The organism is Bradyrhizobium sp. Bra78, assembly GCF_024519855.1.
Taxonomy (GTDB): domain Bacteria; phylum Pseudomonadota; class Alphaproteobacteria; order Rhizobiales; family Xanthobacteraceae; genus Bradyrhizobium; species Bradyrhizobium japonicum_G.
On record NZ_JALJRE010000002.1, the window covers coordinates 118,075 to 143,935 of the forward strand.

21 protein-coding genes are annotated in these 25,861 nt (G+C 66.1%); 9 read left to right on the forward strand and 12 right to left on the reverse strand.

The features are described from left to right. The first annotated feature begins 181 nt into the window (after positions 1–181). Both OC450_RS04595 and OC450_RS04600 read left to right on the forward strand, forming a co-directional pair. Entirely contained in the window at positions 182–2,347 is a 2,166-nt protein-coding gene (locus OC450_RS04595) for an anthranilate synthase component I (RefSeq protein ID WP_211386817.1), read from the forward strand. A 9-nt stretch (positions 2,348–2,356) separates the two neighbouring features. Next, positions 2,357–2,896 carry an adenine phosphoribosyltransferase gene (locus tag OC450_RS04600; protein WP_211386816.1) on the forward strand — a complete coding sequence of 180 codons (540 nt, stop codon included), beginning with the start codon at positions 2,357–2,359 and terminating at the stop codon, positions 2,894–2,896. Positions 2,897–2,901: 5 nt separating this feature from the next. Here OC450_RS04600 and OC450_RS04605 read toward each other — a convergent pair whose 3' ends face one another. From OC450_RS04605 to OC450_RS04645, 9 genes are all read right to left on the reverse strand, one after another. After that, positions 2,902–3,234, reverse strand: a complete 333-nt coding sequence (locus OC450_RS04605; protein ID WP_211386815.1) for a GIY-YIG nuclease family protein — start codon at positions 3,232–3,234, stop codon at positions 2,902–2,904. Between the two features lie 82 nt (positions 3,235–3,316). Then, positions 3,317–3,985, reverse strand: coding sequence for a hypothetical protein (locus tag OC450_RS04610; protein ID WP_211386814.1), 669 nt, complete (start codon positions 3,983–3,985; stop codon positions 3,317–3,319). 60 nt (positions 3,986–4,045) lie between these two features. Beyond that, complete coding sequence (locus OC450_RS04615) at positions 4,046–4,798, reverse strand: hypothetical protein (RefSeq protein ID WP_211386813.1); 753 nt, start codon at positions 4,796–4,798, stop codon at positions 4,046–4,048. A gap of 206 nt (positions 4,799–5,004) precedes the next feature. Beyond that, positions 5,005–6,222, reverse strand: a complete 1,218-nt coding sequence (locus OC450_RS04620; RefSeq protein WP_211386812.1) for a M48 family metallopeptidase — start codon at positions 6,220–6,222, stop codon at positions 5,005–5,007. Between the two features lie 32 nt (positions 6,223–6,254). Then, positions 6,255–6,815, reverse strand: coding sequence for a LemA family protein (locus tag OC450_RS04625; RefSeq protein WP_211386811.1), 561 nt, complete (start codon positions 6,813–6,815; stop codon positions 6,255–6,257). A 138-nt stretch (positions 6,816–6,953) separates the two neighbouring features. Then, positions 6,954–7,931: a small ribosomal subunit Rsm22 family protein gene (locus tag OC450_RS04630; protein ID WP_262047271.1), complete on the reverse strand. Its 978-nt coding sequence runs from the start codon at positions 7,929–7,931 to the stop codon at positions 6,954–6,956. A gap of 32 nt (positions 7,932–7,963) precedes the next feature. Further along, positions 7,964–11,428 (reverse strand): chromosome segregation SMC family protein, encoded by a 3,465-nt coding sequence (locus OC450_RS04635; RefSeq protein ID WP_211386809.1) that lies wholly within the window; start codon positions 11,426–11,428, stop codon positions 7,964–7,966. Positions 11,429–11,646: 218 nt separating this feature from the next. Next, a complete protein-coding gene (locus tag OC450_RS04640) occupies positions 11,647–12,303 on the reverse strand; it encodes a DsbA family protein (RefSeq protein WP_256807929.1) in 657 nt (218 codons plus the stop codon). 136 nt (positions 12,304–12,439) lie between these two features. Continuing rightward, positions 12,440–12,931, reverse strand: a complete 492-nt coding sequence (locus OC450_RS04645; RefSeq protein ID WP_211386807.1) for a DUF721 domain-containing protein — start codon at positions 12,929–12,931, stop codon at positions 12,440–12,442. 122 nt (positions 12,932–13,053) lie between these two features. Between OC450_RS04645 and mutY the strand changes: the two genes are divergently transcribed. Then, entirely contained in the window at positions 13,054–14,151 is a 1,098-nt protein-coding gene (mutY, locus tag OC450_RS04650; protein ID WP_211386806.1) for an A/G-specific adenine glycosylase, read from the forward strand. 6 nt (positions 14,152–14,157) lie between these two features. Here mutY and OC450_RS04655 read toward each other — a convergent pair whose 3' ends face one another. Next, positions 14,158–15,903 (reverse strand): sensor domain-containing diguanylate cyclase, encoded by a 1,746-nt coding sequence (locus tag OC450_RS04655; protein ID WP_211386805.1) that lies wholly within the window; start codon positions 15,901–15,903, stop codon positions 14,158–14,160. 244 nt (positions 15,904–16,147) lie between these two features. On the opposite strand from OC450_RS04655, the gene OC450_RS04660 reads away from it, so the two are divergent. Further along, on the forward strand, positions 16,148–16,567 hold the full coding sequence (locus OC450_RS04660) for a PaaI family thioesterase (protein WP_211386804.1): 420 nt from the start codon (positions 16,148–16,150) through the stop codon (positions 16,565–16,567). A gap of 82 nt (positions 16,568–16,649) precedes the next feature. On the opposite strand, the gene OC450_RS04665 is transcribed toward OC450_RS04660, so the two are convergent. Further along, on the reverse strand, positions 16,650–17,930 hold the full coding sequence (locus tag OC450_RS04665) for a flavin-dependent oxidoreductase (RefSeq protein WP_211386803.1): 1,281 nt from the start codon (positions 17,928–17,930) through the stop codon (positions 16,650–16,652). A gap of 128 nt (positions 17,931–18,058) precedes the next feature. Between OC450_RS04665 and OC450_RS04670 the strand changes: the two genes are divergently transcribed. Next, on the forward strand, positions 18,059–18,679 hold the full coding sequence (locus tag OC450_RS04670) for a glutathione S-transferase family protein (RefSeq protein WP_211386802.1): 621 nt from the start codon (positions 18,059–18,061) through the stop codon (positions 18,677–18,679). A gap of 83 nt (positions 18,680–18,762) precedes the next feature. Here OC450_RS04670 and OC450_RS04675 read toward each other — a convergent pair whose 3' ends face one another. Then, positions 18,763–19,683 carry a LysR family transcriptional regulator gene (locus tag OC450_RS04675; RefSeq protein WP_262047272.1) on the reverse strand — a complete coding sequence of 307 codons (921 nt, stop codon included), beginning with the start codon at positions 19,681–19,683 and terminating at the stop codon, positions 18,763–18,765. A 93-nt stretch (positions 19,684–19,776) separates the two neighbouring features. On the opposite strand from OC450_RS04675, the gene OC450_RS04680 reads away from it, so the two are divergent. The 4 genes from OC450_RS04680 to OC450_RS04695 all read left to right on the forward strand — a co-directional run bounded on the left by OC450_RS04680 (position 19,777) and on the right by OC450_RS04695 (position 25,840). Beyond that, positions 19,777–20,220, forward strand: coding sequence for a nuclear transport factor 2 family protein (locus tag OC450_RS04680; RefSeq protein WP_211386800.1), 444 nt, complete (start codon positions 19,777–19,779; stop codon positions 20,218–20,220). Positions 20,221–20,418: 198 nt separating this feature from the next. After that, on the forward strand, positions 20,419–21,003 hold the full coding sequence (locus OC450_RS04685) for a biliverdin-producing heme oxygenase (RefSeq protein WP_211386799.1): 585 nt from the start codon (positions 20,419–20,421) through the stop codon (positions 21,001–21,003). Continuing rightward, positions 21,000–23,546, forward strand: a complete 2,547-nt coding sequence (locus OC450_RS04690) for an HWE histidine kinase domain-containing protein (protein ID WP_211386798.1) — start codon at positions 21,000–21,002, stop codon at positions 23,544–23,546. Before OC450_RS04685 ends, OC450_RS04690 begins: the two co-directional genes overlap by 4 nt. Before the next feature lie 284 nt (positions 23,547–23,830). Further along, complete coding sequence (locus tag OC450_RS04695) at positions 23,831–25,840, forward strand: methyl-accepting chemotaxis protein (protein WP_262047273.1); 2,010 nt, start codon at positions 23,831–23,833, stop codon at positions 25,838–25,840. Positions 25,841–25,861 lie beyond the last annotated feature (21 nt).

Here is a 25,861-nt window from a genome sequence, read left to right on the forward strand (position 1 = left end):
ATGGTGAGTATCCGCCCTATGAGCACCGCCGTCCGCCCAGCCCGTCTTTGGTGGCGCACCTCCTGAGAGGTGGCCGGTGCGATTTCTTTTCCCAAAATCGTCCAAGGTCGCCCACGCAGTGCGGCGGCCTGATCGTTTGTCCTGTGTGGCGTTCCCTCGGCAAGTTTCGTAAGAGGACGACATGAACAGGACAGTCTTTGCCCTCCCGCCCAAAAGCGATTACGTGACCCGCGCCGGTCTGGCGATCACGCGCGTGGCGGAGCAATTTACCGGCGGTGCCAACAGGCTCGACGACCTCGTCAACCTGCTCGACCGCCGCCGCGGCGTGGTGCTGTCGTCGGGCACGACTGTGCCGGGTCGATACGAGAGCTTCGATCTCGGCTTTTCCGATCCGCCGCTCAAGCTCGAGACCACGGGCTTCAATTTTGCGCTGGAGGCGCTCAACGAGCGCGGGCAGGTGCTGATCGCATTCCTCGCCGACGTGTTGCGCGATCCCTGCGTGGTGATCTCCGAGAAGACTGCCACGCGCCTTGGCGGCCATATCATCCGGGGCGACGCGCCGATCGAAGAGGACCAGCGCACGCGGCGCGCCAGCGTGATGTCGCTGGTGCGCGATCTCGTCGCCGCCTTCTCCGCCAATGACGACGGGCTGCTCGGCCTGTTCGGCGCCTTCGCCTACGACCTCGTGTTCCAGATCGAGGACCTCGTGCAGAAGCGCGCGCGTGAGAGCGACCAGCGCGACATCGTGCTCTACGTTCCTGATCGCCTGCTCGCCTATGACCGCGCCACCGGCCGCGGCGTCGTGCTCACCTACGATTTCGCCTGGAAGGGCAAATCCACCGCAGGCCTGCCGCACGAGACCGCGGAGAGCCCGTACCTCAAGACGCCGCGTCAAGGCTTTGCCGATCACGCGCCCGGCGAATATCAGGCCACCGTCGAGACCGCGCGCGCGGCTTTTGCCCGCGGCGACCTGTTCGAGGCGGTGCCGGGCCAGCTCTTCGCCGAGCCCTGCGACCGCTCGCCGGCCGAAGTGTTCCAGCGGCTCTGCGTCATCAACCCCTCGCCCTACGGCGCGCTGATGAATCTCGGCGACGGCGAGTTTCTCGTCTCGGCGTCGCCCGAAATGTTCGTGCGCTCCGACGGACGCCGCGTCGAGACCTGCCCGATCTCGGGCACGATCGCGCGCGGCACCGATGCGATCGGCGATGCCGAGCAGATCCGCCAGCTCCTGAACTCGGAGAAGGACGAGTTCGAGCTCAACATGTGCACCGACGTCGACCGCAACGACAAGGCGCGCGTCTGCGTTCCCGGCACGATCAAGGTGCTGGCGCGGCGGCAGATCGAGACCTATTCAAAGCTGTTCCACACAGTCGATCATGTCGAGGGCATGCTGCGCCCCGGCTTCGACGCGCTCGATGCGTTCCTCACCCATGCCTGGGCCGTCACCGTCACGGGCGCACCCAAACTCTGGGCGATGCAGTTCGTCGAGGATCACGAGCGTTCGCCGCGGCGCTGGTATGCCGGCGCGATCGGCGCGGTGAATTTCGACGGCAGCATCAACACCGGCCTCACCATCCGCACCATCCGCATGAAGGACGGTCTGGCCGAAGTGCGGGTCGGTGCGACCTGCCTGTTCGATTCCGATCCGGCGGCGGAGGACCGCGAATGCCAGGTCAAGGCGGCGGCCCTGTTCCAGGCGCTGCGCGGCGATCCGCCGAAGCCGCTGTCGGCCTTTGCACCCGATGCGACCGGAAGCGGCAAGCGAGTGCTGCTGATCGATCATGACGACAGTTTTGTGCACATGCTGGCGGATTATTTCCGCCAGGTCGGTGCCGACGTCACTGTGGTCCGCCATGTGCATGCGCTCGACATGCTCAAGCGAAAGACGTGGGATTTGCTGGTGCTGTCACCCGGACCCGGACGCCCTGAGGACTTTGGGATCAAGAAGACGATCGATGCCGCGCTGGAAAACAAGCTGCCGGTGTTCGGTGTCTGCCTCGGCGTGCAGGCGATCGGCGAATATTTCGGCGGCGAGCTCGGCCAGCTCACGCATCCCGCCCACGGCCGGCCCTCGCGGGTGCAGGTCCGCGGCGGGCGGCTGATGCGCAATCTGCCGAACGAGATCGTCATCGGCCGCTATCACTCGCTCTTTGTCGAGCGCGACAGCATGCCCGACGTGCTGAACGTGACGGCCAGCACCGAGGACGGCGTCGCCATGGCGCTGGAGCACAAGACCCTGCCGGTCGCCGGCGTGCAATTCCACCCGGAATCGCTGATGTCGCTCAGTGGCGAGGTGGGCTTGAGGATTGTCGAGAATGCGTTCCGGCTGGACGCACGCGTTGATTGAGAGGCACCAATGACCTTTGACCACGATCTGAAGGCGAGCGTCCGTACCATTCCCGATTATCCAAAACCGGGGATCATGTTCCGCGACATCACGACCTTGCTCGCGGACGCGCGCGCGTTCCGCCGCGCGGTCGACGAGCTGGTCAATCCCTGGGCCGGCAACAAGATCGACAAGGTCGCCGGCATGGAGGCGCGCGGCTTCATCATCGGCGGCGCGGTGGCGCACCAGCTCTCGGCCGGCTTCGTGCCGATCCGCAAGAAAGGCAAGCTGCCGCACACCACCGTGCGCATCGCCTACTCGCTCGAATACGGCATCGACGAGATGGAGATGCATGTCGACGCCATTTCGCCCGGCGAGCGCGTCATCCTGGTCGACGACCTCATTGCCACCGGCGGCACTGCGGAAGGCGCGGTGAAGCTGCTGCGCCAGATCGGCGCCAATGTCGTCGCTGCCTGCTTCATCATCGACCTGCCCGAGCTCGGCGGCGCCGCCAAGCTGCGCTCCATGGACGTGCCGGTGCGCACGCTGATGACGTTCGAAGGGCACTGAGAGGTTCAGATCGCTTCGGCCTTCAGCTCGGCCCGCCAGTGCAGCGCGCGCTCCTTCAGCAGCGCGTTCCTGACATAGGCCGTCTCCTCGTCCTCCAGACGCTCGCATTCGCCAAACGTCAGTCCCGCCACGCCATGCGCGTTCCACGCGGCCTGGAGGCTGCGGCAGGTGTGGCTGCCCTGGCGCAGCGCGAACCAGATGCGGTTCTGAATCGTCTCGAGGTTCGGGGCTTGGCCGACCCAGGCCTGGCCTGAGGCCGCGCAGCGGACGACGTAGATGCCCGCAACGGTCTTGCGCTCCTTGTAGGCGGCGATCGCAGCTTTCCGGTCGATGCTCACGGTGAAGGGCCTTGCTGAGGGACGCTGATGCGCACTCAGTACGGCTTGGGACGCCAGACGTCAATATTGCCCGGGTAAATATTCAGGACCGTTGCAGGATCAGGCTGAGCTCGAGCTCGCGGAAAGCAAGGTAATTGCGCCGGGTCCACTGGTGCAGCTCGGTCGAGGCGTCCTTCTCCTGGCGCAGATAGCCGGTGAAGGAAAAGTTGAGCCGGTCGACATAGGTCTTCAGGAAGCCGGGCAGCGCTGGCAGGCGGAATACCCGCCCGGTAGCCATCGCGACCGGCAGCTCGCCGCGCACGATGTACTCATTGTCCACGGTGATCAGGTTCATCCGCGGGATCTGGTCGCGCAGCATCTCGTGGGCGCGGGCCGAGACGCGGTCGGTGTCGGCAACGAACAGGATCATCGGCGCGACATGGCGGCGCGCGGCCTCCTTCAACAGGCCGATCTCGCCGGCCATCTTGAAGAACTCGTCGAAGGCGTGGAAGCCGAGGTCGATCACCTTGGCAAGGCCGTCATCGACGATGACGCGGTCCATCAGCTGCATCTTGCCGTAGGTGTCGATCACGTCGGCGGTTTCCGTGATCTTCGGCAGATAGTCGAGCAGTGACGGCTCCTTCAGGTTGACGTCGAAGGCCGCGACGTTGCCGTTCTTGAGCAGCAGGAATTCGGCGAGCAGCCGCGCCAGCAGGGTCTTGCCGACCTGCGGGCGGGGCGAGCAAATGATGTAGACGGGTGTCGCGGGCATCGACAGCTATATCAGGCCAACTTGCCGCCCAATCCAGCCGCATCCGCCCGGCTTGCGCAACTATTTTTCGCTGTTGCGGGAGCTGGGCTTGGATCCGACGATGTCAGTCAGGTGGATGCGGTCGAACTCGCTCCAGACGTTGGCGAGCCAGTGCCGGACATAACCGCGCAGCACGAACGAATAATTCGCGGCCTCGTCGTTGATGCCCTTGTTGGCGACGAATTTCAGGAACGGGACGGAGGACACCTCGACCTGCTCATAGGCCATTTCGTTGAGCTTGGGGATGGTCAGTTCGGTGGCGTCCTTGATGCGGTGGAAGTAGGAATTGTAGGTCGCCTGGTCCCATTGGAAGAACTGGGTGTCGTTGATGAAGTTCTTCACCAGGAAATATTTTGCGCCGGTCATGAAACCCGCAGTCTCGGCGATCTCGTCCAGCGAGGCGATCGAGGGTCCGAGAATGTGGAATACGGCAAAGGTGATCTGGCCGGCCTTGGCGGCGTCGAGGAAACCGATGTCACGCAGCGAGGCGAGCGCCGGCGAGAGCAGGCCGGCGCGGACGTCGATCACGGTGACCGACGGGCTCGTCGCGTTGAGCGTATCGAAGATCTTCATCTGATCGGCCGTCGTCGTCATGTCGACGATCTCGGTGATGTCAGGGTGGAAGCGCTTCAGGGTTCCGCGCGGCGACTCCGTGTCGAAGGCGCGGGTCGGCACGTTGTTGGCGGAAAAATAATCGAGCAAGGTGCGCGACACCGTGGTCTTGCCGACCCCGCCCTTGTCTGCGCCCACCACAACCACTGCCGGCTTTGCCATTGCTGTCCCCTAACGCGCGCCCCCGATCGCGAGGTCGCAATCGGCCGGGCTCCAAATCGATGTCCCAAAGATGTCCCAAGTCTGCTGTTGGGCGCGAACATGGCAGAAACAAGGGAGAATTCAATTCCGGAGGCCCCGGTTGCGGCAATTCCCGAGGTTTTTCCCAACCGCGGTGAAACTGTCGCGCGTGGCGGGAAATCGCCTGCTCAATGACGGCCCCAGGGACCCATGGGATTGTCCACCGGATTACCGCCCGCGGTTCCGGCGGAGCTGGGTGCAGGCACGGGCGGTGGACTGGCTGAGCCGCCTGTATCGTCCCAAGGCCCTTGGCGCAGCGGCGGCGGACCGTCCTGCTCGTTGGCCTGAGCCTCAGGCTCGTCCGGCTCGTCCGCAGGCGGCGGCAGCGGACCGGGATCGTGGCCGCCGGCAAACTTGACCAGCGCATCGACCCGTGACTGCACCGAGGGGTGGGTCGCGAACAGATCGGCAAAGCCCTCGCGCGGGTTGTCGACGCACAGTTCCATGACCGCCGAGGTCGCGCCCGGCAACTCGCCGCGGTTCTCGATCTTGCGCAGCGCCGAGATCATGGCATCAGGATCTTTCGTCAGCTCGACCGAGCCTGCGTCGGCGAGGTATTCGCGCGAGCGCGACAGTGCGAGCTTCACCACCTGCGACAGCAGCCAGGCCACCACGATCAGGACGACCGCGATGATGATGACGATCACGGCGCCGCCACCTGAGCTCTTGCTGTCGCTCGACGAAGAGGACGATCGCGACGACGAGGAGGACCCCGACGACCACGAGCCGCCGGAGCTCCAGCTCAAATTCGTGAACACGCGGAAGAACAATTCGCCGAAGAAGCCGACCACGCCAGCGATGATGACGGCGACGACCATCAGCTGCACGTCGCCGTTCCTGATGTGGGTCAGCTCGTGGCCCAGCACCGCCTCGATCTCCTTGTCGTTCAGCGCATCGAGGAGACCGGTGGTGACAGTGACCGAATACTGCCGCGGGTTCAGGCCGGTCGCGAACGCGTTCAGCGCCGGGCTCTCCATGATCTTCAGCTTCGGCATGGTGATGCCGCGCGAGATGCAGAGATTTTCGAGCAGGTTGTAGAGCCGCGGCTCTTCCTGCCGGGTGACGTCGTGGCCGCCGGTCACCGCGTCGATCATCGACTGGTGGAAGAAATAGGCGATCACGACCCAGACGGCCGCTGCGATCGTCGCGAACGGCGCGGCCTTAAGCAGGTCGTAGAAGGCCCGGTTCAGATAATAAGCGACGGTCCCGTTGCCGTTGATGACGACTTCGGCGACCAGCGCACCCGCGTAGACCAGCACGTAGACCAGCGCGAACAGGCCGGCGAGCAGCAGCGTCGAACGAAACTTGTTCGAGGCGATGTGCGTGTAGAGACCATACGCGGCCATGACGCGATGCCCTGCCGGCCTATCGGCTCAACTCAGAATTTCACCTGCGGCGTCGCCTCGACCTCAGTGCGGCTGGCGCCGAGATCGAAGAAGTCCTTCCTGGTGAAGCCGAACATGCCGGCGAACAACGCGGCCGGCATCTGCTGGATGCCGGTGTTGTATTCCTGGACCGCGCTGTTGAAGAAGCGGCGGCTTGCCGCGATCTTGTTCTCGAGGTCGGAAAGCTCGCTGGCGAGCTGCTGGAAATTGGCGTTGGCCTTGAGGTCGGGATAGGCCTCGGACAGCGCGATCAGCCGGCCGAGCGCGCCGGAGAGCTGGTTCTCGGCCGCCGACACCTGCGCCGGGCCCTGCGCCGACATCGCCGAATTGCGCGCCTTGATGACGTCGTCGAGCGTGCCGCGCTCATGCGAGGCATAGCCCTTCACGGTCTCGACCAGGTTCGGGATGAGGTCGTGGCGCTGCTTGAGCTGCACGTCGATGTCGGCAAAGGCCTGGCCGACGCGCTGGCCCAGCGCCACCAGGCGGTTGTAGGCGCTGAAGGCCAAGAACACGAGTACGACGATGACGCCGAGAACGATCCAGCCGGTCGACATGGAGAACTCCTGATGGGGGAAGAAGGCGAGCCTAGCCTAGACCAAAATGGCGCAGGGCGAGAGCCCCGGCGCGGAGGGGAGGTAGGATTTGGTCGGATGGAGAGCCATCCGAGTTCAAGGCAAAAGCGGGTGACGAGGTTAACTTTCGGACAGGACGGCATCGCCCCAGCGCCAGCGTCGGGCGCTTGCATAAGCGGCCCTGTCGCGGCGCGGCACCTTCGTCGTGGCGATGCCGCCCTCGGTGCAGAGCTTCGCCGAGATCTCGGCCTTGCCGAGATCCGGCGGCGCCAGCACGCGCGACGCGCGGTTTTCGGGCGGCGTGCGGGTCAGGGCGACGTAGACGAAGCGTTCGTCCTCGAACGGCACGTCGGCTCCCTTGATCTGGCGGTGCGCCTGTGAGCGTGGCAGGCGCTGGCTGAAATGGCACCAATCCGGCGCCGTGAGCGGGCATGGCTTTTCGTGCGGGCAGGGGGCGGCGACGAAGGCGCCGGCTGTGATCAGTTGCTGGCGGAGCGCGAGGATGCGCGCGTAGCCGGCCGGCGTGCCGGGCTCGATCACGACCAGCGCGTGGCGCGCCTTCGTCCACATCGCATCGGCGAGGCTGCGTTGATCGCCCTCGCTGAGCTCGCCGATGATATAGCTCGCGATGACGAGATCGGCTTGCGAGGCTTGGGCGAGGTTTGCGCCGGCATCGCCCGGCAGATAGCGACATTCCGCCAGACGCGTGCTGTCACGCGCGAGTTCGAGCGCAAGCCGGCTCAGGGTCGCGTTGGCGTCGAGCAGGGTGAAGTCCTGCAGCGAGGGAAACGCCTCCGCGGCGGCCCAGCTTGCGGTGCCCGGACCGGCTCCGACGTCGAGCAGTGTCTCCGGGACGAGGTCCGGCGCGATCTCGGTCAAAGCGTTCAGGCTCGCGGCCACGGCCGCGTAGGTCGCCGGCATCCGCGCAAGCGCGTAGGCGAGCGCATCGGCTTCGGACCTGATCGTGCCGGAGCCGCCGCCGGCGCGATAGGTGGTCGAGATTTTCTGCGATCGCTGTGCGGCGTCGGTGCGCGAAAAACCCTGGAGCTTGCCGTCGAGGGCGGCCTTCAGTTCAAAGGGGAGTGTGGGCGAGATCATGTCCGCCCACCGTCATTTCTGGGCCAGCCGTATCACGCCACGTTCTGGTCGAGAATGTCCACCGCCTCTGACAGGCTCACCGACACCAGCTGCGACACGCCGCGCTCGGCCATGGTGACGCCGAACAAGCGGTTCATCCGCGCCATCGTGATCGGGTTGTGGGTGATGATGACGAAGCGCGTGTCGGTCGAGCTGGTCATCTCGTTGAGCAGGTTGCAGTAGCGCTCGACATTGTGGTCGTCGAGCGGCGCGTCGACTTCGTCCAGCACGCAGATCGGGGAAGGGTTGGTGAGGAACACCGCGAAGATCAGCGCCATCGCGGTCAGTGCCTGCTCGCCGCCCGAGAGCAGCGACAGCGTCTGCGGCTTCTTGCCCGGGGGCTTTGCGATGATCTCGAGACCGGCTTCCAGCGGGTCGTCGCTCTCGATCAGATGCAGCGCCGCCTCGCCGCCGCCGAACAGCTCGACGAACAGGCGCTTGAAATGGTTGTTGACGACCTCGAACGAGGTCAGGAGCCGCTCGCGTGCTTCCTTGTTGAGGCTCTGGATGCCCTGGCGCAGCCGCTTGATGGCTTCGACGAGGTCGTCGCGCTCGGTGACGAGGCCGGTGTGCTGGGTCTCGACCTCGCGCAGCTCCTCTTCGGCGCGCAGGTTCACCGCGCCCAGGCGCTCGCGATCGCGGCGCATTTTTTCGAGGTCTTCCTCGATGTCGTGCAGCGGCGGCAGCTCCGCGCCGGGCTCGATCTCGGCAAGGCCGGCCACGGCCTGCGGCTCGACTTCCAGCATGTCGCGGATCTCGCGCTCGATGTCCTCGAGCCGGCGCCTTGCGCCTTCCATGCGCTCCTCGGCGCGGGCGGTGGCCTCGCGGGAGCTGGAGAGCGCCTCGAGCGTCAGCTTGGCGACGCGATCGGTCTCCGCCATCGCGGTTTCCGCGGTGGCGAGCGCGTCGGCGGCCATGCGGCGGTCGTTCTCGGCGTATTCGATCTCGGTGATCAGCGCACTGCGCTTCTCGGCGAACACGGCGGGGGCGTTCTCGAGATCGCTGCGTTCGATCGTGAGTTCGGCAATGCGGGCCTGGATGGTGTCGATGTGCGAGGCCGCGCTCTCCTTGCGGTTCTGCCACTCGGTGCGTTCGGCGAGGATCGCCTGCACGCGGCGGTCGGCGAGCTCGGCTTCGCGCGCCAGCGCCTGCGCCTCGGCGCGGACCTGGGCGGCCATGCGCCGGTGGCCTTCGATGTCGCTGCGGACGGCGGCGAGACGGGTCTCGGTGTCCTCGCTCGACGGCAGCTCGGAGATGCCGGCTTCGGCATATTCGTAGGCGGCTTCGGCCTCGGCGCGGTCGGCGGCGAGACGGCTGTGCGCCTCCGACAGCGTGGCCTTGCGCGCGGCGCGGCGGCTGATCTCGCGCTCGGCGGTGGCATGGCGCTCGCGCGCGACGTTGAGCTCGCGCTGCGCGGCGCGCCAGGCTTCGCGGCTGGCGCCTTCGGTGCTCGCCGCCATCTGCAGCTCGGACTCGGCGTTGTCCAGCGCCTGGCGCTTGATCTGCGCGTCGATGCGGGCCTGCTCCAGCTCGTTCTCGATGTCGACGAGGCGGGCGCGCTCGGCAAGGCGCCGCGCCGCGCCGGTCGGTGCGTGAGCCGCGGCGACGAAACCGTCCCAGCGCCAGACGTCGCCTTCGGGCGAAACCAGCCGCTGGCCGGTCTTGAGCTGCGAGACCAGCTCGGCGCCGCGCTCGCGCGGCACCACGCCGATCTGCGCCAGGCGGCGGGTCAGCTCGGCCGGGGCCTGCACGTGGCTCGCGAGCGGAACGACGCCTTCGGGCAGCTCCGGATCGCCGTCGGTGATGCCGACATTGGTCCAGCGCATCGGCGCCGACGGGTCGATCGGCGCATCGAGATCGTCGCCGAGCGCGGCACCGATCGCCTTCTCGAAGCCCTTGTCGACGGTGATGCCGTCGATGATCGGCGGCCACAGGTTCTTGGTCTCGCCGTTGACGATCTTGGAGATCGTGCGCGCCTCGGTCTCGAGCCGCTGCACGCGCTTGTCGGCCTCGACCAGCGGCGAACGCGAGGATTCCAGCGTCTGGCGCGCGGCGACGTGGGCCGCTTCGCTCGCCTGCGCCGCGGCTTCCGAAGCCGCGAGTGTCTGCTCGGCGGTCTCGACCGTCGCGGTCAGCTCGTCGAGATCGCCGAAGCCGCCGGTCTCGTCGGCAAGCTTCTGCTCTTCCGCAGTGACATTCGCGATTTCCTGGTCGAGCCGGGCGAGCTTGTCGCGGTGGGTGCGGACGTTGGCTTCGAGTTGATTGCGCTTGGCGGTGAGGTCGGCGAGCGCGGTGGTGAGCTCGGCGAACTGCTGCTCGGTTTCGGTCAGCACGGCCTCGGCCTCCGCGACACGCTCATCGACGCCGGAGCGCTTCTCGACGCGCGACTTGATTTCTTCCTTCAGCTCAGCGTCCTCGGCGTCGAGCCGCTGCAGCGCGACATCGGCGTCCATGGTCTGCTGCTGGGCGCGCGAGATGTCGCCTTCGAACTGGGCGAGGCGGCGCTCGAGCTCGGCGACGCGCTCCTTGGCGCGCTCTTCCTCGCGGTCGAGCAGCTCGCGGGCATTGGTCAGGCGCTGAAGGCCTGCCGCGGCGCGTGCTTCGGCATCGCGCAGCGCCGGCATTTCGGCGGCGCGAATGGCCTGGATGCGGGCGGCCTCGGCCTGGTGCTGGGTGCGCTCGGCCATCTCGCGGACCGCAAGATCGTGAGTCTGGCCGGATTCGTTGACGTCGGCATGGGCGCCGATCCAGCGCAGATGGAACAGGGTGGCTTCGGCCTTGCGGACCTTGGCCGCGACCTCGCGATAACGCACGGCCTGGCGGGCCTGCTTCTTCAGGCCTTCCATCTGGCCTGCGAGCTGGCCGATCACGTCCTCGACGCGGGTGAGGTTGGTTTCGGCCGCCTTGAGCCGCAGCTCGGCCTCGTGGCGGCGGGCATGCAGGCCGGCGACGCCGGCGGCGTCTTCCAGCACGCGGCGGCGCTGCTCGGGCTTGGCCTGGATGATCTCGCCGATCTTGCCCTGGTGGACGAGGGCCGGCGAGCGCGCACCGGTGGCGGCGTCCGCGAACAGGATCTGCACGTCGCGCGCGCGCACGTCGCGGCCGTTGATGCGATAGACCGAACCGGCCTCGCGCTCGATGCGGCGCGAGATTTCGAGCAGCTGGCTGTCGTTCATCGCCGCCGGCGCGGTGCGATCGGCATTGTCGATCGTCATCGTCACTTCGGCGTGGTTGCGCGCCGGACGATTGCCGGAGCCGGCGAAGATCACCGCGTCCATGTCGGCGGCGCGCAACGACTTGTACGAGGTCTCGCCCATCGCCCAGCGCAGCGCCTCGACGAGATTCGACTTGCCGCAGCCGTTGGGTCCGACCACGCCGGTCAGGCCGGGCTCGATGACGAAGTCGGTCGGCTCAACGAAGGACTTGAAGCCGTGAAGGCGCAGGCGGGTGATTTTCATAAGCACGCATCTCTGTTGGCAGGCGCGAATCCCCCTGCCGGGACAATACCATGGAAGGCAGTGTCACTCTCTGGGTGAGTCGCGCGAGGCGCCTCATGCGGCTGGACAATGGCCGCGGTGCGCCGCGAGGGCAACCGGCGAAAGCCGCTTTTCCCAAGGGATTTACGCCGGGAAAGATACGGCTTTGAGATGCGCGAATCAGGATTGTGGCGTGCGAATCAGCTCTTGAGCAGCGGATTGATCTTCTTGGCGAATTCCTCGAACGAGGTTTCGCCCTTGATCTTCTCGCCATTGACGAAGAACGTCGGCGTCGAATCCACCTTCAAGACCTCGCTGGCATATTTCTGGTCGGCGGCGATCTTGTCGAGCAGCGCCTGATCCTTCAGGCAGGCCTCGACCTGCTGCTGGGTGAGGCCGGCCTGCTTGCCGATCCGCGTCAGGGTCTCGGTGGTGTTCTTCATCACCCAGTCGCTCTGCTGGCGGAACAGCATGTCGGTGACCGCGAAGTATTTCGGCGCGTCGTCCTTGGCGATGCAGCGCGACAGCATCGAGCCGGCGGCGGCTTTGATGTCGAGCGGGAACTCGCGGAAGATGTAACGCACCTTGCCGGTGTCGATGTATTCCGACTTGATCTTCGGGAACACCTGCTCGTTGAACGCCGCACAGTGCGGGCAGGTCATCGAGGCGTATTCGGTGATGGTGACGGCGGCATCCTTCGAGCCGAGCATCATGTCGGGGAGCGACACCGGCTTGGCGACATCGGTGGCGGCCTGCGCCATTGCTTCGGAGATGAACCGCAGCGGCGAGAGCCCGGCGAGCGCGGCAAGCCCGGTCAGCGACAGCATCGTGGTGAAGGCGCGGCGGGTGATGGTCAAGGTCGGCTCCCGAATTGGCGTGGTCTCGCCCAGGGATCCCAACAAGGTCCTCCGGGCGGCCTGTCGCTAGCTTGAAACGACGTTTGAGGCAATGGCGAGCGGCGAGGGCGGGTCCAGATTAGCGGCGGAATGAGGCTCAATTTCGCTTGATGGCAGCCCCGAGCCGCGCCAGCGCCGACTTGAGCTGTTCATCTTCGATGTCGCCCAGGCTCCCCGCCACCTCCGCCACCGATTTGGCGTCCGGCGGGCCGGGACGGACCGGTCGCCGGGCGCGCGACAGCGGAGCCTGACGGAACGCCAGCTTGCCGACCGCGCTCCAGCCGAAGAAGCGGTTGACCCGCTCCAGGATGACGTCGGCGGAGTGCTGGATCTCCAGCGCCATCGGGCCTTCGACCCGCAGCACCAGCGTCGCCGGCTCCTGCGGCTGGCCCTCGACCGGCCGCGGCCATTGCATCTTCAGGGGCTCGGCATGGGCCGCGATCTCGGGTCCTGCGATCTGCGCCCAGCGCGTCACCAGCTCGCGCGCGGCAAAACCCTGCTTGGCATAGGCCTCGGCAAAGACGTCGTCGAGCAGGACCGCGAGCGGCTTGGCGCTGATGGGACCGGGTTTGGGGGGAAACTTCGACATGGACTCTTATAGCACTTCGGCGCGCGGACCACAGGCTCGTGGGGGCGAAGAAAAGCGTGGATGCCGGCGGCGAGCGCGGGCATGACGTGGAGAGATCGGTGCGACGCCGCTACAGTGACAGCATGAGCCCCAAAGCCGCCCTGAAGGCAAAATCGGAACCTCCTCAGCCGGGGAGCACGGCACGCCCGCAGGCGCTCCTCCAATGGTACGACCGCCACCGCCGCCGGTTGCCCTGGCGCGCCGCGCCCGGGGAGGCCTCGGACGCGTATCGAGTCTGGCTGTCGGAGATCATGCTCCAGCAGACCACGGTGAAGGCGGTCGGCCCTTACTTCGAAAAATTCGTCGCGCGCTGGCCGGATGTCGCGGCGCTGGGGCGGGCCTCGCAGGACGACGTGCTGCGGATGTGGGCCGGGCTCGGCTATTACTCTCGCGCGCGAAACCTTTATGCCTGCGCGGTCGCTGTGACGCGCGAGCACGGCGGCGTGTTTCCCGATACCGAGGAAGGCCTGCGCGCGCTGCCGGGGATCGGGCCCTACACGGCGGCGGCGATCGCGGCGATTGCCTTCGACCGCCGCACCATGCCGGTCGACGGCAATATCGAGCGGGTGGTGTCGCGCCTGTTCGCGGTCGAGGAGGAATTGCCGCAGGCAAAGCCGCGGATCCAGCAATTGGCGGCAACTCTGCTTGGCGACTCTCGCGCCGGCGACAGCGCGCAGGCATTGATGGATCTCGGCGCCTCGATCTGCACGCCGAAGAAGCCGGCCTGCTCGCTGTGCCCGTTGAACGAGGACTGCACGGCGCTCGCACAGGGAACGCAGGAGACCTTTCCGCGCAAGGCGCCGAAGAAAAGCGGGACGCTGCGGCGCGGCGCCGCCTTCGTCGTGACGCGCGGCGACGAGTTGCTCGTCCGCTCAAGGCCCGAAAAAGGCCTGCTCGGCGGCATGACCGAAGTGCCGGGTTCGGACTGGCTGGCCGGCCAAGACGACGCCCGGGCAAAACGGCAGGCGCCCGCGCTGAAGGGGCTGTCGCGCTGGCAGCGCAAGGTGGGCGTGGTCACCCACGTCTTCACGCATTTTCCGCTGGAGCTGGTGGTCTACAGGGCGAGGGCCGAGGCGCGCACGCGCGCGCCGGAAGGCATGCGCTGGGTGCCGGTCGCGACCCTTGCCGGCGAAGCGCTGCCCAACGTCATGCGCAAGGTGATCGCGCACGCGCTGGGCTGAAAATCGTCAGGCGGCGCGCGCGGCGCGCTCGTCTTCCGCCGGCATCAGGAAGATGCGGTTGCGCCCCGTTTTCTTGGCGACATAGAGGCCCTGATCGGCGCGCTCGATGACGTCCTGGACGTCGCGGTCGCTCTCGTCGAACAGCGCGAGCCCGACGGACACGGTGACGGGGATGACGGTGTCGCCATGGCGCACCGTCGCGCTCTCGATCGACGTCCTGATGCGATCGGCCAGCAGCACGGCGGTCTCCTGGTCGATCTCGCGCAAGAGCACCACGAACTCCTCGCCGCCGAAGCGGGCCGCCTTGTCGGTGGTCCGGATCGACTGGCTGATGATCTCGGCGATGCTCTTGATCGCGTCGTCGCCGGCGGCGTGGCCATGGCTGTCGTTGATCTTCTTGAAATGATCGATGTCGATCATCAAGGTCGCCATGTTGCGCTTGTAGCGGCGACAGAACGCCACCGCGTCGTCGGCGACGGCCAGGAACGAGCGGCGGTTCATCAGGCCGGTCATGAAATCGGTGTCGGCGAGCTGGCGCAGCTTCAGCAGGTCTTCCTGGAGCTGCATCGCGTTCTCGGTCGCGCGCAATTCGGCCTCCTTGGTGCGCTCCTCGGCAAGGCCGATGCGGCGCAGCAGCGAGCGCAGGGCGCGCGAGAGCTGGACGACTTCGGCAGAACCGCTCTGCCGCGCCAGCATGGTCGGACCGTGTGCGCGCCCGATGCGGTCCGCTTCCTGCGTGATGGCGATGATCGGGGCGGCGATCCGGCGCGAGACCAGCATGGCCAGCGACAGCGCAATCACGGCGGTGACGACGCCGATCGCCAGGATCGTCTGCGCCGACGAGATCGCCGTCGCCAGCGCTACGCTCGCCGGCTGGCTCGCGGTGACGATCCAGTTCAGCCCCTGATAATCGCGATAGCCGCTGCCGACGTGGAACGCCGTCAGGGTCTGCCGTCCCTCCGTCGTTTCGCGGAAGGTGCCGTCGCGGGCCTTCAAAATGCCGGTAAGCTCGTCGCCGCCATAACGGATGGTTTCCTGTCGAGGCCCGACCAGGACCATTCCGCCCTTGCTCAGGATCGAGAGCCGGGTGTCGGTGTTGCCGTCATTGGCTTCGACGTCCTTGATCAAATTGCTGGCCCAATTCCAGTCCAGATGCCCGCCGAGCACGCCGAGCAGCCGGCCGGAGGCGTCACGTACGGGAACGGCGATGTCGACGAAGCGATAAGGCTCGTTGTTGGCGCGCTGCGTCAGCAGCGAGGCCAACAGCATGGCCTCGTGCACGTCGCCAACGGCAATTCTCTCGAGACCTTGCTTGAACCAGGGGCGGGCGGCCACGGATTTGCCTTGCAGCAGGCCGCCGGTTGAGGCCACGACGTTGCCGTCGAGATCGGCAAACCCGATCCAGGTGAAATCGAAGGAGTGCTGGAGCGCCTCGAGCGCGCTGCGCAATTCATCGGGATTCCCCTGCCACAGCCGCTGCATCGGCTCGAGCTCCGCGAACAGCTTCATCTCCTGCTGCCGCGTCGCCATGAAGCGGTCGAGCCGGGCGGAGGTGCTGGACGCGATCCCGGCAAGGTTGCTCTCGATAAGGGAGGCAGTGTGCTTGTAGCTGATGAGAGCTGCGCCGGCGGCGAGCGTGCCCACCAGCACGATGGACATCGCGGCGAGGGCCGCAGCGATCTGCGTCCGAACGGTCAGTCGATCTTCGATCGCGTGCAGGCGATCTGCTGCCCGCTGCAAAAGGGCTCTCATGGAAGGCTCCGGTTTCGCCGCCGCTTGTCCCATGAGGTAACTTCCAACCGCTTACCGGCGGATAGGCCAATTGGATCGTATTGAATCGGTCGTGAAAACGCTTGGTTGAAGTGTGCTTAACGGGGTGCGGAATGCCTTGAATCCGTGCAATTTTCCGTAGTTCCCTGGAGCGATGCGGCGTGGCGCTGCTGCCACCATGGTGTCAGCAGGCCTGATCTATTGGTTGGCCGCACCGGAGGTTTGCATGGTCAAGACCGCGCTCGACAACTTTCCAAGGCCACCCTGCGCCGAGCTGCTCGGATGGCGCCTGCTCGATGCCCGCCCCCAGGAAGGCTGGATCAAGCTCGCCTTCGACGGCAAGCCGGAGTTCTGCAATCCGGCCGGATTCATCCAGGGCGGCATGCTCTCGGCCATGCTCGACGACACGATGGGCCCCGCCGTGCTGGTGATGAGCGAGGGCCGACTCTACACCACCACCATCAGCATGACCGTGAATTTCCTGGCCCCCGCAAAGCCCGGACCGATCATCGGCGAGGCCAGGGTGACGCAGCTCGGCAAGACGATTGCGTTCGTCGAGGCCAGGCTGACGGCGGAAGACGGGACTCTGCTGGCGACGGCAAGCGCCACCGAGCGATTGCTCGAAGCGGCGAGGGTGGTGCGGTGAGGCGAGCACCGGTCTCTCGCTCCCTCGCCCCGTTCTTACGGGGAGAGGTGAAGAGGACCCCGCGGCTCGACGGGCGGCTTGCTCAACCGCCCGCCCGCTTCGCACCCGCGCTCACGATCGCAGGCTTCGCATTCAGCGCCTCGACCTGGAAGCCGGCGACGCGCTTGTAGTTGGCAGCGATGTCTTCCAGCTCCTTCTGCGACAGCACGTCGGTGACGACCTCGAAGCCGTCGGGCGCGCGCTCCTCGACGAGCTGCATCACCTGCTCAGGCCCGTTCTTGCGGTTGAGCAGCACGAGGTCCGTGGTCGCCGGGCGCCGCTCGGCCTCATACGCAAGCAGGGCGGCCTGCGTCGGCCCGTGCGTCAGGATCTCGCGGGTGATGGTGCGGGCATCGAGGATCGCCTGGGACGCGCCGTTGGAGCCGATCGGATACATCGGATGTGCGGCATCGCCCATCAGCGTGACGCGCCCAAAGGTCCATTGCGACACCGGATCGCGGTCGACCAGCGGATATTCATAGGCGTGCGGGCAGTTCTTGATCAGGCCGGGCACATCGAGCCAGTCGAACTGCCAGCTCTCGAACCAGGGCAGAAACTCCTCCAGCCGCGCGGTGCGGTTATAGTCCTCGCGACGCCATTGATAGGTCGGGGGCATGTGGCGCTCGGCGACCCAGTTGATCAGATGATTGCCCGCCGCATCCGGCTGCTTCGAAATCGGGTAGCAGACGAATTTCAGGATCTCATGCCCGGCCATGATCATGGTGCGGCCGGTAAGGAACGCCTTTGCCGGCGTGACGCCGCGCCAGAGGATGCGGCCGTTCCAGATCGGTGGGCCTTCGTTGGGATAGAGTTTTTCGCGCGCGGCGGAATGGATGCCGTCGGCCGCGATCAGGATGGTGCCGTCGTAGGTCCCGGCGGCCTTGCCGGTCGCCCTGTCGATGAAATCGGCGCGCACGCCGTCAGCGGTTTCGCTCCAGCCGGTCAGATGATGGCTGGTCAGGATGTTGTCGCGGCCGAGGCGTTCGACTGCGGCGTCGAGCAGGAGTTGCTGGAGCGTGCCGCGATGGATCGAAAACTGCGGCCATTTATAACCGGCCTCCAGCCCGCGCGGCTCGCTCCAGATCGGCTTGCCGCGCTTGGAGAAGTAGGCGAGCTCCCGGGTGCGCACGCCGCTGGCGTCGAGCTTGTCCATCAGCCCGAGCTCGATCAGCTCGCGCACCGCGTGCGGCAGCACGTTGATGCCGACGCCGAGCGGCCTCAGCTCGGCGACGCTCTCGAACACTTTTACGGGAACGCCGATTCCGTGCAGGCTGAGCGCAAGCGTCAGCCCGCCGATGCCGCCACCGGCGATGAGTACCGTCATGACAAAACCCCTCCGACCGCGAGCGTCTTGGCACAGGCGGGCGGATGTGGGCAACTGCGAAGAGAATGTCGTGCTATGGACCTGAAGGCCCGCAGCCGTTAGTTTCCAATTTTCCCATGAGGTCCGACATGCTCAAGCTCTACTACGCCACCGGCACCTGCGCGCTCGCCACCTACATGGCCCTGGAGGAGGCCGGCGCCGACTACACGGCTGAACGGCTCAGCTTCAAGGACAACCAGCAGACCAGCCCGGACTATCTCGCGATCAACCCGAAGGGCCGCGTGCCGGCCCTGGTGACCGACCGTGGCGTCCTCACCGAGACGCCGGCGATGCTGGCCTATATCGCGCAGACCTTCCCCAAGGCGAAACTCGCGCCGCTCGACGATCCCTTCGACTTCGCCCAGGTGCAATCGTTCAACTCCTATCTCTGCTCGACCGTGCACATCAACCATGCGCACAAGATGCGTGGCGCGCGCTGGGCGACGCAAGAGAGCTCGTTCGCCGACATGAAGGCGATGATCCCGAAGACCATGGGCGCCTCCTTCTCCTTGATCGAGCAGAAGATGTTCAAGGGACCGTGGGTGATGGGCGATCAGTTCACGATTTGCGATCCCTATCTCCATACGATCTCGCACTGGCTCGAAGGCGACAGCGTCGACATCAACGCGACACCAAAGATCGCCGATCATTTCAAGCGCATGTCCGAGCGCCCCGCCGTGCGCAAGGTGATGGACGCCCAGAAGGCGTAAGAGCGCGGCCGCATATTCCCCTGTCGTCCCGGGCAAGCGTAAGCGCAGACCCGGGACGACACCATTTGCTTTGAAGCTGCGTCCTACCCAGCACGCCCCTTCTTCTCCAGCTCCCGTCCTGTTTCCAGCATCAGCCGCCGCAGCCAGATCGAGCCGGGGTCCATCTGCGCGCGGGTCGGATGGAACATGAACTGCTCGTCGATGCCGGGGTCGAGCGGCGGCGTCACCGTGACGAGGCCGAGCTGCTTCGACAGCGCCGCGATCAGCCGGCGCGGCACGAAGGCGACGAGGTCGGTGCGGGCGGCGACGTGCAGCGCCTCCAGATAGCCCGACACCACCAGCGAAATGTGCCGCTCGATGCCCTTGCTGCGCAGCCAGGTGTCGATCAGATCCTCGGGCTGGCCACGGATGATCACGCCGACATGGCGCGCGGCCAGGAAGGTTTCGCGCCGCTTCAGCTTCGCGCCCATGGGATGGCCGCGCCGCACCGCCAGTGCATCGCCGTCGGTGTAGAGCAATTGGCGGTGAAACCCCTTGAAGGCGTTGCCGATCGAGATCACGAGGTCGATGGTGCGGGCGAACTCGGCGTGGAAGATGGCCGGTCCCCGCCAAGGCACGACGTCGATGCGGACGTTGGGTGCGAGGCGCGTCACCTTTTCCATCAAGGGCGGCATCAACAGCTCCACCGCGAGATCCGGCATCATCAGCCGGAATTGCCGTTCGCTGCGTGCGGCGTCGAAATCATCCGGCACGAACAGCCCGCGCACCTGGTCGAGCGCCTGTGCCAGCGGCGTGCGCAGCGCTTGTGCCCGCGGGGTCAGCTCCATCCGCGCGCCGGTACGCACCAGCAGCGGGTCGCCGAAAATGTCGCGCAGGCGCTGCAGCGCGTGGCTCGCTGCCGGCTGCGACAGCCCGATCCGCAACGCGGCGCGGCTGACATTGGCCTCGCGCAGCAGCGCGTCGAGTGCGGTGAGGAGGTTGAGGTCAAGCGAATTCAAATTCATGAGGCGAATAGATATCATATCCTCTATCGATTTGAAGAATTCTCATCTCGCCGCGATGATCTCCCCGCGATGCCACCACAAGGAGATGCCGCCATGAGCGCGAGCGCCAACAAGCAACTGATGCAGGATATCTTTGCCGCTGCCGCCAGCCCCGATCCGTCCGTGCGCGACCGCGCTTTGTTCACCGCAAGCCTGGCCGACGACGCCAAATGGGTCGTGACCGGTCAATATTCATGGTCGCGCACGTTCGCGGGCAAGGAGGCGATCCTCAACGATCTGCACGGCTATGTGCGCACCCGCCTTCGCGACCGCACGCGCACGGTCGCCCATCGCTTCATCGCCGACGGCGACATCGTCGTGGTGGAAGCCAAGGGCGACAACGTCACGCCCGAGGACGTCCGCTACGACAACGACTATTGTCTGGTGTTTCGCCTTGAGGACGGCAAGATCAAGGAGATCCGCGAGTATTGCGACTCGATCCTGACCGAGAAGGCGCTGGGTCCTTTTCCGCAGGCAACGGTGAGGGCCGCGGGCTGACCCGATTGAACGACGTCGCGTCCGCCAGCCGATTTTGTCCGTCGCAGCCAGCGATGGTCGTGCGGGCCAGAGGAGTGGGCGCGAGCCGTCCTTCTTATGCCCGGTTTTTCCGGAGCTGGCGGAACCTTTGGATTCCCCCTGCGTTCCTTCGGCTCCGGGGCAATCGCGCGCCGGCTTTGCGCGCGTTTTGGGAATTTCATGCTGGCTGGGGCTTCGGACGTTTCGACACAGGTGGGCCGCAGCTTTCCCGGACTCCGCGAACGACTGAGAGATGAGACGGCTGCTGCGCACCGCGAGCTCGATGCGCAGCTTTCGTCGTTCGATCTCACCGTCTTTTCCGGCTACCGCCGCTTTCTGCAAGCCAGCGCCGGCGCGCTGCTGCCGCTCGAAGCCGCGCTCGACGAGGCCGGCGTTGCCCGGATGTTTCCGGACTGGCCGGAGCGGGTGCGCAGGGCCGCCATTGCGGCCGACCTCGGGCGGCTCGGCAGCGCCGTGCAATCCACCGTGTCGGTGCCGCCGCTGACGCGCAGTGGTGTGCTGGGCACCATGTACGTGCTGGAGGGCTCCCGGCTCGGGGCCAAGTTCCTGCTGAAGACGGTTGCGGATGCGGGCGATCCACGCATCGGCGAGGCCACCGCCTACCTCAATCACGGCGCCGGCAAGCGGCTCTGGCAGAGCTTTCTGGCAAGGCTCGCCAGCGAGGTGGCCTGCGACCAGGAAGAAGTGATCGAGGCGGCCCGCATCGCCTTCGCCGCGTTCGAGCAGGCGGCAGACCGGGCATGAACGAGGCCGTCAATCTCACCAATTGCGATCGCGAGCCGATCCACATTCCCGGCAGCGTGCAGCCGTTCGGCTTCCTGCTTACGGTGCTGTCGGATTTCACGATCTGCATGGCATCGGGCAACGTCGCGAGTTTTCTCGGCACTGACGCCGCCGACCTGCTGCAGCGACCGCTGTCGAGCGTCATCTCGGAAGCCGCCGTCGAGACCATTCGCAGCCGCGTCGACCATCTGAGCGGGCCGGACGCGACCGAACGCGTGTTCGGCGTCGAGCTCCGGTCGGGCAAGCCGCCTTTTGATCTCTCGATCCATTTTTCCGGCGCCTATCTGGTCGTGGAAGCCGAGCCGAGCGTCATCGAGCCCGGCGTCAATTCCGGCGAGCTCGTGCGCCTGATGCTGGAGCGGATCCGCAAGACGCGCGGCATGAACGAGCTCGCTCGGGAGGCCGCGCGGCAGCTCAAGGTGCTGACCGGTTTCGACCGCGTCATGGTCTATCAGTTTCATCCGGACGGATCGGGCGAGGTGATCGCGGAGGCTGCGGAAGCGGGGCTCGAACGGTTTCTCGGCCTGCATTATCCGGCGTCGGACATCCCGAGGCAGGCCCGCGTTCTCTATCAGCGCAACTGGCTGCGCATCATCGCGGACATCGATGCGCAGCCGGCCGCGCTGGTGTCGACGGCCACGCACAATGCGGCGCTGCTCGATCTCTCGATGAGCGTACTGCGCTCGGTGTCGCCGATCCACATCGAATATCTGCGCAACATGGGCGTCGGCGCCTCGATGTCGGTGTCGATCCTGCGTGACGGCAAGCTGTGGGGCCTGTTCGCTTGCCATCATTATTCGCCGCGCTACATCTCGTTCGAGAAGCGCACGGCATCAGAGCTGTTCGGGCAGATGTTCTCCTGGATCGTGGAGGGTCGCGAGCGCGAGGGCGACGTCGCCTACGAGACACGCGCCCACCAGGTGCAGGAGCGGCTGATCGAGACCGCGGCCCTGCACGAGCACAGCCGGCGCGCGATCGTCGATTTCCTCGGCGACTACGGGAACATGATCGATTGCGACGGCGTGGCGGTGTGGTCCGACAACAGGATTGCGCTTCAGGGCGAGACGCCGACCGAGGATGAGGTGAAGGAACTCGTTGCCTTCATCAACCGGACCACGCCGGGACGGATCTTCGCCAGCGCCGAGATCGCCAAGGTCTATGCCGCCGGCCAGTCCTTTCGCGACCGCGCGGCGGGCTTTCTCGCCATCCCGATCTCGCGCACGCCGCGCGATTGCCTGATCTTCTTCCGTCGCGAGGTCACACGCTCCGTCAATTGGGCCGGCGATCCCAACAAGGTCTACGACCAGGGTCCGAACGGGCCGCGCCTCACGCCGCGCAAGAGTTTCGAGCTGTGGCAGGAGACGGTGGCGGGCCAGTCCAAGCCGTGGTCGTCGGCCGACATCCGTATCGCCGAGAGCCTGCGGGTGACGCTGCTCGAGGTGATCCTGCAACTGTCCGATCTTGCCGCGCGCGAGCGGCGCGGCGCGCAGGAGCGGCAGGAGTTGATGATCGCCGAACTCAATCACCGCGTTCGCAACATCCTGAGCCTCGTCCGCGCTCTGGTGGCGCAGAGCAAGGACACCGCGGCCAGCGTCGAGGAGTTCGCCGGCGTGCTCGGCGGCCGCATCCAGGCCCTCGCCCGCGCTCACGACCAGATCACCAATCTGAACTGGGCGCCTGTCGCGTTGCGCTCGCTCCTCGAATCCGAGGCCGGCGCCTATCTGGGCGCGCGCGCAGACCGGGTGAAGATCGGCGGACCCGACGTAGCGCTCGATCCCAGGGCGTTCGCGACGCTGGCCCTCGTCGTGCACGAGATGATGACCAATTCCGCCAAATACGGCGCACTCGCCGATTCCACCGGCAGCGTCGAGGTGGCCTGGCGCCTCGATCCGTCGTCGAGCCTCGTCATCGACTGGAAGGAGAGCGGTGGCCCCCCGGTGCAGCCGCCGTCGCGGCGCGGCTTCGGGACCACGATCATCGAGCGCTCGGTCCCGTTCGACCTCAAGGGCGAAGCCGAAATCCGCTTCGACCTGCTGGGCGTGCAAGCGACGTTCATCATTCCCCCCAACTTCGTCCAACTCGTGTCATCAATCGCAGGAGCCGCCATGCGCATCGAAGAGCAGCAATCGTCCCGCCCGCGGATTTCCGACACGGCGCTGATCGTCGAGGACAATCTGATCATCGCGATGGCGGCGGAGGTCATCCTGCTCGACCTCGGCGCCCGCCACGTCGACACCGCCGCGAGCGTCGACCAGGCGCTGCGCTCGATCGAGCGCATGCGCCCGAGCTTTGCTCTGCTCGACCTCAACCTCGGCAGCGAGAGCAGCATCCGGGTGGCGCAGAAGCTCAAGGAGATCGGCGTGCCCTTCATCTTCGCGACCGGCTATGGCGAGCGCGCCCCGATTCCGGTGGAGCTGGCTTCGGCGCCTGTGGTTCAGAAGCCGTACACGCTGGAAGTGGTCGAGAACGCGCTCGGCAAATTGCAGCGAGAGAGCGCGCAATAGCCATTCGTCAGGCAACGCATGCTTTCAGGCAACGCATGCAGGACCCTGCATGCCGCCGCGGGCCACACCGCAATCTGTGCATGGCTGCCGATAAAATCAGCAGATTTCGGCGGGCGGATGCATTCGCACGCGAAAAATTGGAAGGTTCAATTAACAAGTGTCCCCCATTGTGCCGCGGTGCAGCGTGGGTCGCATGGATGCGACGCGCGGCTGCCAGGGTGGCCGGTGACGATCGCCGGACGTTCGGTCGCTCGAAGTGACATGCATCTGGGTGGATAGTGGGAATGCCGAAGTTTCGTTTGCGGATCAGGGGACGCCTGTACGCAGGCTTCATGGCCCTGGTGGCGGTCGGTCTCGTGATGGCGGTGGTTGCCGTCTGGAATTTGCGGGAGGTCCAGGATCAGGTCGGGCGACAATCGGCGCTTTCGGACAGCACCGCGCGGGTGCTGGAGATTTCGACCCACCTTCAGGCCATCCAGCGCGCCAATTTGCGATACATCTACGACGCCAGCGAGCCCGCGATGAAGGAGGCCGCGGAGCGGGAGACCGCAGCTACCGAGTTGTTGCAGGTCGGGGCGGAGGGTACGCTGTCGCAGGAGCGGCGAAAGCTTTACGAGGGGCTCATCGGCGACATCGCCAGGATGCGGAGCCTGCGCGACAATCTGAGTGACGCCGTCAACGAGGCGAGAACGGGCAAGGCGACGCTGCTGCCGAGTGGCGACGAACTGACCGTCAAGATGGCCAAGCTGGTCGACACGGCGCGTGCGGCCGTCGACGAAGACACCGCGTCCCTCGTCGCGGACCTCGAATCCAGGCTGCTTCTCGTCCAGATCGCGAACTGGCGTTTCCTGGCCCTGCGCGACGTCAAGGGGCCCGCGAACTTCAGGACCAACGTCGACAGGGCGATGCAGCGGCTCACGGCGATCGAAAAGAGCCCGCAGGCGACGGAATTGCGGACCACGCTCACGCCGGTGAAGACCTCGCTCGGAATCTACAAATCCGCGTTCGAGACGACATCCGCTGCGATGCTTCAGGCCGACGCGATCTATCACAAGAACCTCGCGCCGCTCATCGTCGAGAGCATCGGCAAGCTCAAGGTCGCGGAAACCACCTTGAAGAAGGACTATAAGGACTCGCGCAGCAATGCCGAAGCCGTGATTGCCGGAACGACGTCGATCCAGGAGATCGCGGGCGGCCTCGCCGTCCTGTTCGGCGGCCTCGTCGCCGTGCTGATCGCCCGCAGCATCGTCGGTCCCCTGACCTCGATGACCCGGGCGATGGGACTGCTTGCCGGCGGCAATCTCGCGGTCGAAATACCCGGTCGCGGCAGGGCCGACGAGATCGGCGACATGGCGATGGCGATCCAGGTGTTCAAGGACAACATGGTCGAGACCGAGCGCATGCGCCACGAGCAGACCGAGGTCGAGGCGCGGCAGGCCGGGCAGCGCAAAGCCGACATGGTCAAGCTGGCCGACCAGTTCGAGCAGGCCGTCGGCGAGATCGTGAACACCGTGTCGTCGGCGTCGAACGAGCTCGAAGCCTCCGCCGGCACCCTGACCACGACCGCCTCGCGTGCCCAGGATCTGTCGACGGAAGTCGCCTCCGCATCGCAGGAAGCCACGGCAAACGTGCAGGCCGTTGCCTCGGCCACCGAACAGCTGTCCTCATCGGTGACGGAGATCGCGCGACAGGTGCAGGAATCGGCCCGCATCGCCGGCGAAGCCGTCGGTCAGGCGAGCAGGACCAACGCGCGCGTCGGCGAGCTCTCCAAGGCCGCCGCCCGCATCGGTGACGTGGTCGAGCTGATCAGCACCATCGCCGGCCAGACCAACCTGCTGGCGCTGAACGCCACCATCGAGGCGGCGCGCGCGGGCGAAGCCGGCCGCGGCTTTGCCGTGGTGGCCTCGGAGGTCAAGGCTCTCGCCGAGCAGACCGCGAAGGCCACCGGCGAGATCGCTCAGCAGGTCTCCGGCATCCAGGCCGCGACGGAGGAATCGGTCGGTTCGATCAAGGAGATCAGCGGCACCATCGAGCGGCTGTCGGAAATCTCCTCGACGGTTGCCGCCGCCGTGGAGGAGCAGGGCGCGGCCACGCAGGAGATCTCCCGCAACGTCCAGCAGGCGGCCCGTGGCACGCAGCGCGTGTCGTCCAACATTGGTGACGTCCAGCGCGGCGCCTCCGAGACCGGTTCGGCCTCCTCGCAGGTGCTGTCGGCGGCGCGCTCGCTGTCGGCCGACAGCAACCGGTTGAAGCAGGAAGTCGCAAAATTCCTGAGCTCGGTCCACGCCGCGTAAAAGCAAAAGGCCACGCGCATG